The sequence below is a fragment of the Streptomyces cinereoruber genome, from assembly GCF_009299385.1.
Classification (GTDB): Bacteria; Actinomycetota; Actinomycetes; order Streptomycetales; family Streptomycetaceae; genus Streptomyces; species Streptomyces bikiniensis.
In genome coordinates, this window is sequence record NZ_CP023693.1 from 6,886,700 (window position 1) to 6,900,702 (window position 14,003).

At 70.0% G+C, this 14,003-nt stretch carries 12 protein-coding genes; 9 read left to right on the forward strand and 3 right to left on the reverse strand.

Going from position 1 to position 14,003, the window contains the following annotated elements:
* Window positions 1–20: 20 nt before the first annotated feature.
* From CP977_RS30945 to CP977_RS30955, 3 genes are all read left to right on the forward strand, one after another.
* Entirely contained in the window at window positions 21–1,145 is a 1,125-nt protein-coding gene (locus tag CP977_RS30945) for a CaiB/BaiF CoA transferase family protein (RefSeq protein ID WP_152371239.1), read from the forward strand.
* Between the two features lie 62 nt (window positions 1,146–1,207).
* Window positions 1,208–2,401, forward strand: a complete 1,194-nt coding sequence (locus tag CP977_RS30950) for a CoA transferase (protein WP_152371240.1) — start codon at window positions 1,208–1,210, stop codon at window positions 2,399–2,401.
* 178 nt (window positions 2,402–2,579) lie between these two features.
* The gene (locus tag CP977_RS30955) at window positions 2,580–3,563 is read left to right on the forward strand and encodes a TIGR03557 family F420-dependent LLM class oxidoreductase (RefSeq protein ID WP_062759840.1); all 984 of its coding nucleotides are present in this window, start codon (window positions 2,580–2,582) and stop codon (window positions 3,561–3,563) included.
* Window positions 3,564–3,709: 146 nt separating this feature from the next.
* On the opposite strand, the gene CP977_RS30960 is transcribed toward CP977_RS30955, so the two are convergent.
* The 3 genes from CP977_RS30960 to CP977_RS30970 all read right to left on the reverse strand — a co-directional run bounded on the left by CP977_RS30960 (window position 3,710) and on the right by CP977_RS30970 (window position 6,489).
* Complete coding sequence (locus CP977_RS30960; RefSeq protein ID WP_152371241.1) at window positions 3,710–4,537, reverse strand: HpcH/HpaI aldolase/citrate lyase family protein; 828 nt, start codon at window positions 4,535–4,537, stop codon at window positions 3,710–3,712.
* A complete protein-coding gene (locus CP977_RS30965) occupies window positions 4,534–5,403 on the reverse strand; it encodes an HTD2 family dehydratase (protein ID WP_183953262.1) in 870 nt (289 codons plus the stop codon). The genes CP977_RS30960 and CP977_RS30965 overlap by 4 nt, the downstream gene beginning before the upstream one ends.
* A 138-nt stretch (window positions 5,404–5,541) precedes the next feature.
* Window positions 5,542–6,489, reverse strand: coding sequence for a LysR family transcriptional regulator (locus CP977_RS30970; RefSeq protein WP_062759842.1), 948 nt, complete (start codon window positions 6,487–6,489; stop codon window positions 5,542–5,544).
* Between the two features lie 275 nt (window positions 6,490–6,764).
* Here CP977_RS30970 and CP977_RS30975 point away from each other — a divergent pair, with 275 nt between their 5' ends.
* The 6 genes from CP977_RS30975 to CP977_RS31000 all read left to right on the forward strand — a co-directional run bounded on the left by CP977_RS30975 (window position 6,765) and on the right by CP977_RS31000 (window position 13,989).
* Entirely contained in the window at window positions 6,765–7,949 is a 1,185-nt protein-coding gene (locus tag CP977_RS30975; protein ID WP_152371242.1) for a CaiB/BaiF CoA transferase family protein, read from the forward strand.
* Between the two features lie 65 nt (window positions 7,950–8,014).
* The gene (locus tag CP977_RS30980) at window positions 8,015–9,181 is read left to right on the forward strand and encodes an acyl-CoA dehydrogenase family protein (protein WP_152371243.1); all 1,167 of its coding nucleotides are present in this window, start codon (window positions 8,015–8,017) and stop codon (window positions 9,179–9,181) included.
* Between the two features lie 69 nt (window positions 9,182–9,250).
* The gene (locus CP977_RS30985) at window positions 9,251–10,033 is read left to right on the forward strand and encodes an electron transfer flavoprotein subunit beta/FixA family protein (protein WP_208421508.1); all 783 of its coding nucleotides are present in this window, start codon (window positions 9,251–9,253) and stop codon (window positions 10,031–10,033) included.
* 53 nt (window positions 10,034–10,086) lie between these two features.
* A complete protein-coding gene (locus tag CP977_RS30990; RefSeq protein ID WP_152371244.1) occupies window positions 10,087–11,061 on the forward strand; it encodes an electron transfer flavoprotein subunit alpha/FixB family protein in 975 nt (324 codons plus the stop codon).
* 85 nt (window positions 11,062–11,146) lie between these two features.
* Window positions 11,147–13,297: a (Fe-S)-binding protein gene (locus CP977_RS30995; protein ID WP_062759845.1), complete on the forward strand. Its 2,151-nt coding sequence runs from the start codon at window positions 11,147–11,149 to the stop codon at window positions 13,295–13,297.
* Complete coding sequence (locus CP977_RS31000) at window positions 13,294–13,989, forward strand: nitroreductase (protein ID WP_062759846.1); 696 nt, start codon at window positions 13,294–13,296, stop codon at window positions 13,987–13,989. The genes CP977_RS30995 and CP977_RS31000 overlap by 4 nt, the downstream gene beginning before the upstream one ends.
* The last annotated feature ends 14 nt before the right edge of the window (window positions 13,990–14,003 follow it).

Sequence of the window (14,003 nt, forward strand, 5' to 3'; positions counted from 1 at the left end):
CTCGTCACCGGTGGTCCCGCATGAGCGGCCCGCTGGAAGGCGTGCGGGTGGTCACGCTCGCCGGCATGGGGCCGGTCCCCTTCGCCGGCATGCTCCTGGCCGACATGGGAGCACATGTCGTCCGGGTGGCACGCCCGGCGAACCGGGCCTCCCGCGCCCTGAGCCAGACCGACGGCCTGCGCGAGGAGCACGACCTGGGGAACCGGGGTGTCGACACCGTCGCCGTCGACCTCAAGGACCCCGGGGGAGTGGAGTCGGTCCTCCGCCTGGCGGAGGCCGCCGACGTCTTCGTCGAGGGGTACCGCCCCGGCGTGGCCGAGCGGTTGGGCCTTGGACCGGAGGTCGTGACGAAGCGGAACCCCACCGTCGTCTACGCACGTCTCACCGGTTACGGGCAGGACGGGCCGCTGGCGCGGACGGCCGGTCACGACATCAACTACGTGGCCCAATCAGGGGCGTTGCACGCCATGGCCCGCGAAGGAGAGGCTCCCCGGCCACCCCTCAACCTGCTTGGCGACTACGCGGGTGGCGGCACGATGGCCGCGTTCGGCATCGTGTGCGCCGTCCTGGAGGCGCGGGCCTCGGGACACGGGCAGGTCCTGGACGCCGCCATGATCGACGGCGTGGCCCTGCTGACCGCCAAGATCCAGGGGCTGCGTGCCGCCGGCCTCTACGACGACGTACCGGGGACGAACTACCTCGACTCCGGAGCGCCGTTCTACGACACCTACCGGTGCAAGGACGGCGGCTACGTTGCGGTGGGAGCGCTGGAGCCGGACTTCTACCGGGAGTTCGTCTCGCGCCTGGGCGTGGACGTTTCCGGCTGGCCGGACCAGGAGGACCGGAGCGGCTGGCCGCGACTGCGCGAACTGATCGGCCGTGCGCTGGCGTCCAGGACGCGGGCGGAGTGGGCGGAGGTCTACGCCGGCACCGACGCGTGCGTCACACCGGTCCTGACGTTCGACGAGGCCGCGGGCGACCCGCACAACGCGGGGCGCCGGATGTTCCAGCACGTCGGGGACGCCCTCCATCCCGCGCCCGCTCCTCGTTTCAGCCGGACGCCCGGGCGCCGTCCCTCGGCGCCGAGCGCCGAACGGCTCGACGTCCGTCAGGTGATCCGTTACTGGAACCCCGGGCGGAGCTGACAGAGGCGGCGGCCGTCGCGATCCGCCTCGGCGTTCCCCCGACACATACAGAAGGAATCGGCATGTCACTGTCCTCCGGAGAACCCCACGCCCTGCTGGCAGGGCTCAGGGTCGTGGAGATCTCGAGCTACGTCGCCACCCCGCTGTGCGGTCTCACCCTTGCCCAGCTCGGGGCCGACGTCCTCAGGGTCGAGCCCCTCGGGGGCGCGGCCGACCGCACCAGGTGGCCGCTGGCGGACTCCGGCACCAGCCTCTACTGGTCGGGGCTGAACAAGGGGAAGCGTGCCGTCGCCGTCGACATGGCGTCCGCGGAGGGCCGTCGGCGGGTGGCCGATCTGATCGTCGGGGGCGACCCGTGCGTGGTGGTCAGCAACACCGACCGCTACCCGGAACTCGGCTACGAGGAACTCAGCGTCCGGCGCCCGGACGTCATCCACGTTCTGCTCCAGGGGCGTGCCGACGGTGGTGCCGGGGTCGACTACACCGTCCAGGCCGCCACCGGGTTCCCCCTCGTCACCGGCCCCGCCGAGAGCGCGGCCCCGGTCAACCAGGTGCTTCCCGCCTGGGACATCGCGGCGGGTCTCTACCTTGCCGTCGGGCTCCTCGCCGCCGAACGGGAGCGCCTGCGCACCGGCCGTGGGCGGCGGATCCGGGTCGCGCTCGACGAGGTCGCGCTCGCCACCGCCGGGAACCTCGGCTACCTCGCCGAGGCGCAGGTCACCACTCACGACCGCGAGAAGTCGGGGAACGACGTCTTCGGCACGTACGGCCGGGACTTCACGACGGCGGACGGCGTGCGAGTGATGATCGTGATCCTGACCGGGCGCCACTGGACCAAGCTCCTCGCCGCGACCGGCCTCACCGCAGCCTTCGAGGGTCTCGCCGAATCCCTCGGAATCGACTTCTCCGGCGAGTCGCAGCGCTACGAGCACCGTGAACTCATCTCGACCCTGCTCTCGCGCTGGTTCGCCGCCACGCCGTACACCGAGGCGGCACGGCTCCTCGACGAGCACCGCATCCTCTGGGAGCGGTACCGGAGTTTCGCGGAACTCGGCCGCGACGGCGGTGCCGAGCTGCGCAAGAGCGACCTGTTCGCCGTCGTCGACCAGCCCGGCGTGGGGCCCCACCTCGCACCGAAGTCGCCCATCGTGGTCGACGGCGGACGCCTGGACCCGCTGCCCGCCCCCATGGTCGGCCAGCACGACGCGGAGTTCCTGCCCTCTGCAGGGAAGGTCGAGAGCTCCGCCGATCGCTGATCCGGCCGGCGCTCCGCAAGGAAAGCGAGCCCAATTGTCAGTTCGCCGAGTGACGCTTCACAGCCGGTCCCGAAATTTTCATGGGGGCCGGCCAGGCGTATTCACCTCAAATGAATTACGATTCAATATTCAGCGTGTTCGGTGTTTATTTCGGGTGTGAATGTGTCAGTATATATGCATGGTTAAATTCGGGTACATGTTGATGACCGAGCAATCCGGCCCACGGGAACTCGTCGCGCATTCTGCGGCGGCGGAGCGTGCAGGTTTCGACTTCGAACTGATCAGTGACCACTATTCCCCGTGGCTCAAGGAGCAGGGGCATGCGGCCTATGCGTGGAGCGTGCTGGGAGCGATCACGCAGGCCACCGAACGCGTCGAGTTGATGACCTACGTCACCGCGCCGATCATGCGTTACCACCCGGCGGTGGTGGCGCAGAAGGCGGCTACCGTCGGCCTGCTCTCCGGCGACCGGTTCACCCTCGGTCTGGGGTCCGGCGAGAACCTCAACGAGCACGTGGTCGGGGCCGGCTGGCCGTCGGTCACGGTACGGCACGAGATGCTGTCGGAGGCTTTGGAGATCATCCGGTCACTTCTCGACGGCGACCTGGTCAACTTCACGGGGAAGCACTACCAGGTCGACTCGGCGAAACTGTGGGACCTGCCGCAACGACGAGTGCCGATCGCCACCGCGATCTCCGGAGAACGGTCCATCCACCGTTTTGCGCCTGCCTCCGATGCGATGATCGCCATCGAGCCCAAAGCGTGGTTCTGCCCCGAGTGGGACTCGGTCGCACGCGAAACCGGGCAGCGCAAGATCGGCCAGATCGCGGTCGCATGGGACACCGACCGCGACGCCGCCGTCCAGCGGGCGTGGGAGAAGATGCGCTGGTTCGCCGGCGGCTGGAAGCTCAATACCGAACTGCGCAGCCCGGCCGCTTTCGCCGCGGCCGCCCGGGGCGTACAGCCCGACGACGTTGCCGGCGGCATCCCTTGCGGTGCCGCGGTGGAGCCGATCGTCGCCGCGGCGAGGACGTTCTGGGAAGCCGGCTTCACCGACGTGGCGATCTCCCAGATCGGTGTGGACAAGGATCCGCAGGGCTTCTTCCGGTTCGCGGAGACCGAGCTGCTTCCCGCCCTTCGTGAGGCGGCCACGGGCCGATGACCCGGCGGTCCGCCCCGGAGACACCGGCCGCTCCGCGTGCCGCGCCTCCGGGGCGGACCGCGTTGCGATGGCTCCGGCCACCATGACGGGACACGCTCGGTACGACAGACTGTTCCACCGGGCCCCGGGACCGGTGGAACGGACCGTCAGTGTGGGGCCGGTCGGTCCGCGCAGAGGATCCGGCGGGCGCGTTCGAGGACCGGCTTGTCGACCATGTGTCCGTCCACCACCGTCACCGAGTCGCCCGCGGCCACCACGGACCGGGCCCACTCCCGCTCGCTCTCGGTCGGTGCGAACCGCTCCGCCACGACGGCGACCTGCCCGGGGTGGATGCACAGCTTCCCCGTGAAGCCGAGTCGGCGCGCGTACGCGACGTCGGCGGTCAGGGCGGCGAGGTCCTTCACCGCGGTCGTGACCCCGTCGATCGGGGCGCACAGGCCGACCGCCGCGGACGCCGAGACCAGCCGGGAGCGGGCGTACGTCAGCGCCACGTGGTCGTCGTGGGCGATCCCGAGCTGCCCGGCGAGGTCGACGTTGCCGAGGGCGACCCGTACCGCGCCATTGGTGGCACAGACCTCCACGGCCCGCTCGATTCCCGCCGCGGTCTCCACCAGCGGGATCAGGAAGGACTCTCCGGCGGTACGGCGGGCGACGTCCGCGAGCACGGCCGGGTCATCGGACTTCGGGACCATCACCGGCGCTCCGAAGCGGGTCGCCACGGCCAGGTCGTCGTCGCACCACGGCGTGCCCGGCGCGTTGATCCGGACCACGGCGCTGTTCCCCGTGCCCAGCCAGGCGGCCACGTGCTCGCGTGCCCGGTCCTTGTCCGGGGCGGCGACCGCGTCCTCCAGGTCGAGGATCACCACGTCGGCTCCGGTGGCGACGGCCTTGTCGAACCGGTCCGGCCGGTCCCCGGGCACGAACAGGAAGCTGCGGCCCGCCTGCAGGCGGTCGGCGGTCAGCGGACGGCTCACGCGAACGTCACCTCCGCCGTGGCGTGGCGCTCCTCGCGATGGCTCGCGATGCGGAGGGCGGCTCCCTGTGCCTCGGGCGTTCCCGACGCGAGCAGGCGCTCACCCGCGAACGCGGGGCGTCGCAGCCGGTAGGACAGCGAGCGGACGAGCCGGTCGGGGGAGCCCCGGCGCACCAACTCCAGCATCGCGAGCACCAGGAGGGGGCCGTGGACGACGAGGCCGGGGAAGCCCTCCTCATCGGTGGCATACGGCACGTCGTAGTGGATGCGGTGCGCGTTCGCGGTCAGCGCGCTGAACCGGAAGAGCATCCTGGGATCCGTCTCCAGCGGGATCCGCCAGGCCTCATCCGTCTGTGCAGCCGTGGCCGTATCGAGCTCTGCGGGGTGCTGTGCGGCGCTCCGCCCCGACCGGTAGACGAGGTCCTGTTCCTCCACCAGGCACGTCGTGCCCCGCTGGAGGTACTCGGTGCGCACGGTCACGAAGAGCAGTTCCCCGCTGGAGCCCCGCTTGGTCGTCACCGGGCCCAGGCTGCTGACGCGCCGGGCCGGCTCGCCGATGATCAGCGGTCGGTTCACCGAGCAGCGGCCACCGGCGAACATCCGCTGACGGTCGGGGATCGGAGGGAGGAAACGGCCGTTCAGCGGATGCCCGTCGGAACCGAGGTCCCGCTGCGCGGGCCACCGGAGGAAGTACAGCCAGTGCCAGAGCGGAGGAAGGGGGTCGCCGGTCACGGCGACCGGCTCCGGCCGGTCGAGGACCGCCGAGAGCGCGGCGACCGGAGCGGGGGACAGGACGTCCTCGTCGGTGACGGCTTCGGGGTGCCAGGATTCCACGTACGGGCCCAGCCTGCCGGGCGTGATCTGCATGGCCTCTCCTCAACGACTTGCTCGAAAGGCCCATCATGCTCACTGATAGCTGTCAACAGATAATAGAAAAACGTGATGGGCGCATGTCGGAGGGGCATGGCGGGACCCGGTGGTCCCCGTGCCTGCCGTCGTAGGACGTCAGGTGTCCTTCACGGCCCTGTCCTGTAGCTCGGCGGAGGGCCACCGGCCCTCGCGCACGGCCGAACGGATCCTGTCGGTCAGTTCCGAGGCCACCGCCCGTGTCGCGGGGGAGACGCGACCCGCTCTCGGGGTGCCGAGCACGATCGAGCGCCACACCTCGGGATCGCACAGCGGGGCCGCGCTCAGGGAGCCGTCGGCGACGTCCTGCGCGATCCCGACGCCAGGGAGGATCGTCCAGCCGTGGCCGGCACGCACCAGCTGCTTCTGCACGTGCATCGAGTTGGTCTGCACGACCAGGTTCATCTCCACGCGGGCCTGTGTCGCGGCCGCGTCGATCACGGAGCGCAGCCCGTGTCCCGAAGCGGGCACGACCAGCGGATGGGCGACCGCCTCGCGCAACGGCACCGGTCGGTCCGCCCGCAATCCGGCCGAGGCCGGCGCGACCGCCCACAGCCGCTCACGTACCAGCGGTTCGGCGTTGAGCGACGGAGTGCTGGCGAGGTTGTACAACAGCGTCAGATCCAGGTCACCGTCGTCCAGCCACTGCTGGAGATGACCGGAGTACGCGGTGAGCAAGCGCAGATCGATCCCGGGATGATCGCGCAGGACGGCGGAGGCCAGCGGCTCGGCGAGCAGACCGGTCGCGCTGTCGAGCAGCCCCACCGTCACGATGCCCGTGACCACGCCCGCCGCCGGCCGGATCTCCGCGCGGGCGCGTTCCAGCTCGTTCAGCGCCCGGCGGGCCCGCTCCACCATCGTCGTACCGGCGGCGGTGGGCTGCATGCCCTGCCGGGTGCGCTCGAACAGGATGACGCCGAGCTCCTGCTCCAGCGTCCGGATCTGCCGGGTGACCGCCGGCTGGACCAGATGGAGCAGCTCCGCCGCACGTGTCACGCTCCCCGCCTCGGCCACCGTGACGAGCGCCCTGAGCTGTTTGAGGTCCATGTGTCTCCGCCGTCCTCGGCCATCGCCCCGCACCATCCGCAGCGCGTATGGATCCATCAGAAAACAGTATTTCACGCGATGTCCCATGACCATCCATGATGGATCTGCTGCCGGAATGAGGGTTCCCGGCATGTGTCCGCTCCGCAGGGACGCATGGGGCGGCCCGAGGACGCCCGCACTCGTCCTCGGCGTCGGTGGACCTCGCGTGGCCCCTTCGGGAGGTCCACCGACGACCCGCCCCCTCCCGCACCACGTACGTCCCAGGAGGTCGAACCATGACCGCGCTCCCTCTCTCCGGCGTCACCGTCGTCAGCGTCGAACAGGCGGTGGCGGCTCCCTTCGCCACCCGCCAGCTCGCCGACCTCGGCGCCAGGGTCATCAAGGTGGAGCGCCCCGGCGAGGGCGACTTCGCCCGCCGTTACGACACCACCGTGCACGGCCAGTCCAGCTACTTCGTCTGGCTCAACCGCTCCAAGGAGTCGGTGACCCTCGATCTCAAGACGTCCGCCGGACGGGAACTCCTGGAGGGGATCCTCGCCCGCGCCGACGTCTTCGTGCAGAACCTCGCTCCCGGCGCGGCGGCGCGTCTGGACCTTGACGCGGACGCGCTCACGCGTCGGCACCCGTCGCTGATCCCGTGCGCCATCACCGGCTACGGCTCCACCGGTCCCTGGGCCGACCGCAAGGCCTACGACCTGCTCGTCCAGTGCCAGACCGGCCTCGTCTCGCTGACCGGAACCCCCGAGGAGACCGCGCGGACCGGAGTGTCGATCGCCGACATCGCCGCCGGGACGTACGCCTACTCCGGCATCCTCACCGCCCTCTACGCACGGGCCACCACCGGCGTCGCACGCGCGGTCGAGGTCTCCCTCTTCGAAGCCCTCGCAGAGTGGATGAGCCAGCCCGCCCACTACACCCGTCACGGAGGAGTCCAGCCCCCGCGTGTCGGCACCGGGCACGCGACCATAGCCCCCTACGGCGCGTTCGCCACCGCCGACGGGAAGCGGATCCTGCTCTCCGTCCAGAACGAACGCGAGTGGACGGCGTTCTGCTCCCGGGTCCTCGACCGGCCCGGACTCGCCGACGACCCCCGGTTCGCCACCGGGCCGGCTCGCGTCGCCCACCGCGACGCCCTCGACGCGATCATCGCCGAACGCTCCCTGCGCTCCACCGCCGACGAGCTGACGGCACTTCTGGACGCGGCCGGAATAGCCAACGCCGGGATCAACGACGTACGGGAGTTCGTCGAGCACCCCGTGCTCGCGGCCCGCGACCGCTGGCAGGACGTCGCCGTCCCCGGCGGCGTCGTACCGGCCCTCCGTCCACCGGCTGACCTGGCGGGAATCGCCCCGCGCATGGACCCCGTGCCCTCCGTGGGCGAGCACACCGAACGGGTCCTCATCGAACTGGGCTGCTCGCCAGCCCGGATCGAGGCCCTGCGGGCCGACGGCGTCGTCTGACCCGCCCGACCCCCGTGCCGTCCCGCCCCGCGACACCGAACCACCCGAACCACGAGGAGTACACCGTGAGCACCCTGGACGCCCTCTCCGAGGACGAGCAGTTCGTCGTCAAGACCGTGCGCGACTTCGTCGACAAGGAGGTGAAGCCCGTCGTCCAGGAGCTCGAACACGCCAACACCTATCCCGAGGCCCTGATCGAGCAGATGAAGAAGCTCGGCATCTACGGGCTCGCCGTCCCCGAGGAGTACGGCGGGAACCCCGTCTCCATGCCCTGCTACGTCCTGGTCACCGAGGAGCTCTCCCGCGGATGGATGAGCCTGGCCGGCGCCATGGGAAGTCACACCGTCGTCGCGAAGCTCCTCGTGCACTTCGGCACCGAGGAACAGAAGCGCCACTATCTGCCCCGGATGGCGACCGGCGAGATGCGGGCGACCATGGCCCTCACCGAACCGGGCGGCGGCTCCGATCTCCAGGCCATGCGCACCGTCGCCCGCAAGGACGACGACGGCTACGTCGTCAACGGCTCCAAGACCTGGATCACCAACTCCCGTCGGGCCGGCCTGATCGCCCTGATGTGCAAGACCGATCCCGACGCGACACCGGGGCACAAGGGCATCTCGATCCTGCTCGCCGAGCACGGTCCCGGACTCACGGTCTCCCGTGACCTGCCCAAGCTGGGCTACAAGGGCGTGGAGACCTGCGAGCTCGCCTTCGACGACTACCGTGCCCCGGCCGACGCGGTCCTCGGCGGCGTCGAGGGCAAGGGCTTCGCCCAGATGATGAAGGGCCTGGAGACCGGCCGCCTCCAGGTCGCGGCCCGTGCACTCGGCGTCGGCCGGGCGGCCCTGGAGGACTCCCTCGCCTACGCCCAGGAGCGCGAGACCTTCGGAAAGCCCATCTGGCAGCACCAGGCCATCGGCCACTACCTCGCCGACATGGCCACACAGCTCACCGCGGCCCGCCAGCTCACCCTGTACGCCGCCCGCGAGGCCGAGGCCGGCCGGCGCGTGGACATGGAGGCCGGGATGGCCAAGCTGTTCGCCTCCGAGGCCGGTATGCAGATCGCGCTCAACGCCGTCCGCATCCATGGCGGTTACGGCTACTCGACCGAGTTCGACGTCGAGCGCTACTTCCGGGATGCCCCGCTGATGATCGTCGGCGAGGGCACCAACGAGATCCAGAAGAACGTGATCGCCGCCCAGTTGGTCAAGCGCGGTGGGCTCGACGCCTGACGACGGCGAGCGCACAGGACGGACAAGCGGCCCGGACGAGGGCCGGTACGGAGAAACAGGAGCACTCCCATGGTGAATATCGTTGTCTGTGTGAAGTACGTGCCCGACGCCACCGGCGACCGGCACTTCGCCGATGACCTGACGGTGGACCGCGACGACGTCGACGGCCTGCTGTCGGAGCTCGACGAGTACGCGGTCGAGCAGGCGCTGCAGATCGCCGAGGAGGCGGACGACGCCGAGGTCACCGTGCTCACGGTCGGCCCCGAGGACGCCAAGGACGCGCTGCGCAAGGCGCTGTCGATGGGCGCCGACAGGGCCGTCCACGTCGAGGACGACGACCTGCACGGCTCCGACGTCATGGGCACCTCGCTGGTGCTGGCCAAGGCGATCGAGAAGACCGGCTACGACGTGGTCATCGCCGGCATGGCCTCCACCGACGGCGTCATGGGCGTCCTGCCCGCGATCCTGGCCGAGCGCCTGGGCGTCCCGCAGGTCACGCTGCTCTCCGAGGTGAAGATCGAGGACGGCAAGGTGACCGGCCGGCGCGACGGCGACGCCGCTTCCGAGCAGCTGGAGGCCGCCCTGCCGGCCGTCGTCTCCGTGACGGACCAGTCGGGCGAGGCGCGCTACCCGTCCTTCAAGGGGATCATGGCCGCCAAGAAGAAGCCGGTGGAGTCCCTGGACCTCTCCGACCTCGACCTGGAGGCCGAGGAGGTCGGCCTGGAGGGCGCGTGGACCGCGGTCGACTCCGCCGCCGAGCGTCCGGCCCGCACGGCCGGCACGATCGTCAAGGACGAGGGCGAGGGCGGCAAGCAGCTCGCCGAGTTCCTCGCGAGCCAGAAGTTCGTCTAGGACGCCGCCTCGCGAAGAAGAAGCCCGTCCACATTTACAGGAGTTGTATTCCCATGGCTGAGATCCTCGTCTACGTCGACCACGTCGACGGAGCCGTCCGCAAGCCCACCCTGGAGCTGCTGACGCTCGCCCGCCGCCTGGGCGACCCGGTCGCCGTCGCCCTCGGCAACGGTGCCGCCGACACCGCCCCGGTCCTCGCCGAGCACGGCGCGGTCAAGGTCCTGACCGCCGACGCGCCCGAGTTCGCCGAGTACCTCGTCGTCCCCAAGGTCGACGCCCTCCAGGCCGCCTACGAGTCTGTGTCCGCCGGGGGCTCCCTGGCCGCCGTGCTCGTCCCCTCCTCGGCCGAGGCCAAGGAGATCGCGGCCCGTCTCGCGGTCCGCATCGGCTCCGGTGTCATCACCGACGCCGTGGACCTGGAGGCCGGCGCGGAGGGCCCGGTGGCGACGCAGTCCGTGTTCGCCGCCTCCTTCACCACCAAGTCCCGCGTCTCCAAGGGCACCCCGGTCATCACGGTCAAGCCGAACTCGGCCCCCGTCGAGCTGGCCCCGGCCGCCGGCACGGTGGAGGCCCTGTCGGTCTCCTTCGGCCCGCTGGCCACCGGCACCAAGGTCACCTCGCGCACCCCGCGCGAGTCGACCGGCCGCCCCGAGCTGACCGAGGCCGCGATCGTGGTCTCCGGCGGCCGCGGCGTCAACGGCGCCGAGAACTTCGCGATCATCGAGGCGCTGGCCGACTCGCTCGGCGCGGCCGTCGGCGCCTCCCGCGCCGCGGTGGACGCCGGCTGGTACCCGCACGCCAACCAGGTCGGCCAGACCGGCAAGTCGGTCTCGCCGCAGCTGTACATCGCCTCCGGCATCTCCGGCGCGATCCAGCACCGCGCGGGCATGCAGACCTCGAAGACGATCGTCGCGATCAACAAGGACGCCGAGGCGCCGATCTTCGAGCTCGTCGACTACGGCGTGGTGGGCGACCTCTTCGACGTCGTCCCGCAGCTGACCGAAGAGGTCAAGACCCGCAAGGGCTGATCCGTACGATCCCGTGCTTCCGGCCTGCCGGGTCCCTCTGGACCCCGGCAGGCCGGGCGCGTACGAGTGAGAAGGTGTTCCGCTCATGCAACTCGCCGCGATCATTGTGTCGCTGACGCTGACCGTGGTCGGCGTTGCCCTGCTGGCTCGTGCCATCGGCCAGTTCGTCCGGTACTTCAAGCTCGGCCAGCCCGTCCCGGCCGGGACCCGGACCGACAACCCGTACCAGCGCAGCGTGACCCTGGTCAGGGAGTTCCTCGGCCACACGCGCATGAACCGCTGGGGCATCGTCGGCTTCGCCCACTGGTTCGTCGCGGTCGGCTTCCTGACCCTGCCGCCGACGATCGTCACCGCGTACGGCCAGCTGTTCCAGGCCGACTGGACGCTGCCGGTGATCGGCGGCTTCCTGCCGTACGAGCTGTACATCGAGTTCATCGGCACGATGACGATCCTCGGCATCGCCACGCTGATGGCCATCCGGCTGCTGAGCCTGCCTTCCCGACTCGGCCGCAAGTCGCGCTTCGCCGGCTCCAAGGCGGGCCAGGCGTACTTCGTCGAGTACGTCATCCTCACCATCGGCCTGGCGATCTACGTGCTGCGCGGCCTGGAGGGCGCGATCCACCACGTCGAGCACTACGAGGCCGCGTACTTCGCCTCGTACCCGCTCGTCCTGGCCTTCAAGGGCCTGAGCATCGGCACGCTCCAGACGCTCATCTACTTCACCGCCATGATCAAGCTGAGCACCACCATGATCTGGATGATCACGGTGTCGCTCAACACCAACATGGGCGTGGCCTGGCACCGCTTCCTGGCCTTCCCGAACATCTGGTTCAAGCGGAAGGCCGACGGCTCCACCGCGCTCGGCGCCCTCCAGCCGATGACCGCCGGCGGAAAGGAGATCGACTGGGAGGACCCGGCCGAGGACGCCGTCTTCGGCGTCTCCCAGGTCGAGCAGTTCTCCTGGAAGGGCCTCCTGGACTTCTCCACCTGCACCGAGTGCGGCCGCTGCCAGTCGCAGTGCCCCGCCTGGAACACCGGCAAGCCGCTGTCCCCCAAGCTCCTGATCATGTCGCTGCGCGACCACGCGCACGCCAAGGCGCCCTACCTGCTGGCTGGGGAAGAGATACCGAAGGAGGTCCAGCGTCCGCTGATCGGCACGGTCGAGGAGAACGGCGTCATCGACCCGGACGTCCTGTGGTCCTGCACCACCTGCGGCGCCTGCGTCGAGCAGTGCCCGGTCGACATCGAGCACGTCGACCACATCGTGGACATGCGCCGCTACCAGGTGATGATCGAGTCCGCGTTCCCGTCCGAGGCGGGCACGATGCTCAAGAACCTGGAGAAGAAGGGCAACCCCTGGGGCCTGGCGAAGAAGCAGCGCGTCGAGTGGACCAAGGAGGTCGACTTCGAGGTCCCGATCGTCGGCAAGGACGTCGAGGACCTCACCGAGGTCGACTACCTGTACTGGGTCGGCTGCGCCGGCGCCCTGGAAGACCGCGCCAAGAAGACGACGAAGGCCTTCGCCGAACTCCTCCACATCGCGGGCGTCAAGTTCGCGATCATGGGCGGCGAGGAGAAGTGCACCGGTGACTCGCCCCGCCGCCTGGGCAACGAGCCGCTGTTCCAGCAGCTCGGCGCCGAGAACGTCGCGATGCTGAACATGGCGTTCGGCGAGGATGACGAGGACGAGACGACGAAGAAGCCGAAGTCGGCCAAGAAGATCGTCTCGACCTGCCCGCACTGCTTCAACACCATCGCCAACGAGTACCCGCAGCTCGGCGGCGACTACGAGGTCATCCACCACACCCAGCTGCTCCAGCACCTCATCGACGAGGGCAAGCTGATCCCGGTGACCCCGGTCGAGGGCCTGATCACCTACCACGACCCGTGCTACCTGGGCCGCCACAACAAGGTCTACACGCCCCCGCGCGAGATCATGTCCGCCGTCCCCGGCCTGCGCCAGCAGGAGATGCACCGCCACAAGGAGCGCGGCTTCTGCTGCGGCGCCGGCGGCGCCCGGATGTGGATGGAGGAGCGGATCGGCAAGCGCATCAACAACGAGCGCGTCGAGGAGGCCCTGTCCCTCGACCCCGACATCGTCTCCACCGCCTGCCCGTTCTGCCTCGTCATGCTGACCGACTCGGTCAACGGCAAGAAGAACGACGGCAAGGCCAAGGAATCCGTCACGGTCGTGGACGTCGCCCAGCTCCTCCTCGACTCGGTGAAGGCGTCATGAACGGACCGGTGGAAGGGGAAGCGGCCGTCACCTTCGAGAAGCTGCTCGACGACCGCTGGAGCTGTCGGGCCTTCCTGCCGGACCAGGTGCCCGACGACGTGATCGCCCGGATGTTCGCGATGGCGCAGCGGACCGCGTCCTGGTGCAACACCCAGCCGTGGCAGGTCCACCTCACGAAGGGGGAGGCGACCCGACGGTTCGCCGAGAGCCTGACCGAGCACGTGAGGAGCCGTCCGCCGGCGGTCTCCGACCTGCCGATGCCCGGGGAGTACCACGGTGTCCACCGGGAGCGGCGGCGCGAAGCCGGCTACGCGCTCTACGCGGGCCTGGGTATCTCCCGGGACGACCTGGAGGCGCGTGAGGCGCAGTACCTGAGGAACTACGCGTTCTTCGGCGCCCCGCATGTCGCCGTCGTCACGACCGGTCGTGACCAGGGCGTGTACGGGGCGGTCGACTGCGGTGCCTACGTCACGAACCTTCTCAACGCCGCTACCTCCCTTGGGGTCGCCACGATTCCGCAGGCGGCGATCGCGCGGTACGCGGACCATGTCCGAGGACACCTCGGTGTGCCGGAGGACCGGCTCGTGGTCTGCGCGGTCTCCTTCGGGTACGCCGATACGGCCCATCCGGTCAACGCGTTCCGTACGACGCGTGCGAACGCCGCGGACGTGGTCGTCGTGCTCGACCGCTGACCGCGCACCTCTGC

What these genes read in the sequence shown, in the direction of transcription:
- CP977_RS30945 (WP_152371239.1), top strand. Translation starts at nt 21, where the DNA reads ATGAGCGGCCCGCTGGAAGGCGTGCGGGTGGTCACGCTCGCCGGCATG.
- CP977_RS30950 (WP_152371240.1), top strand. Translation starts at nt 1,208, where the DNA reads ATGTCACTGTCCTCCGGAGAACCCCACGCCCTGCTGGCAGGGCTCAGG.
- CP977_RS30955 (WP_062759840.1), top strand. Translation starts at nt 2,580, where the DNA reads ATGGTTAAATTCGGGTACATGTTGATGACCGAGCAATCCGGCCCACGG.
- CP977_RS30965 (WP_183953262.1), bottom strand. Translation starts at nt 5,403, where the DNA reads ATGCAGATCACGCCCGGCAGGCTGGGCCCGTACGTGGAATCCTGGCAC.
- CP977_RS30970 (WP_062759842.1), bottom strand. Translation starts at nt 6,489, where the DNA reads ATGGACCTCAAACAGCTCAGGGCGCTCGTCACGGTGGCCGAGGCGGGG.
- CP977_RS30975 (WP_152371242.1), top strand. Translation starts at nt 6,765, where the DNA reads ATGACCGCGCTCCCTCTCTCCGGCGTCACCGTCGTCAGCGTCGAACAG.
- CP977_RS30985 (WP_208421508.1), top strand. Translation starts at nt 9,251, where the DNA reads ATGGTGAATATCGTTGTCTGTGTGAAGTACGTGCCCGACGCCACCGGC.
- CP977_RS30990 (WP_152371244.1), top strand. Translation starts at nt 10,087, where the DNA reads ATGGCTGAGATCCTCGTCTACGTCGACCACGTCGACGGAGCCGTCCGC.
- CP977_RS30995 (WP_062759845.1), top strand. Translation starts at nt 11,147, where the DNA reads ATGCAACTCGCCGCGATCATTGTGTCGCTGACGCTGACCGTGGTCGGC.
- CP977_RS31000 (WP_062759846.1), top strand. Translation starts at nt 13,294, where the DNA reads ATGAACGGACCGGTGGAAGGGGAAGCGGCCGTCACCTTCGAGAAGCTG.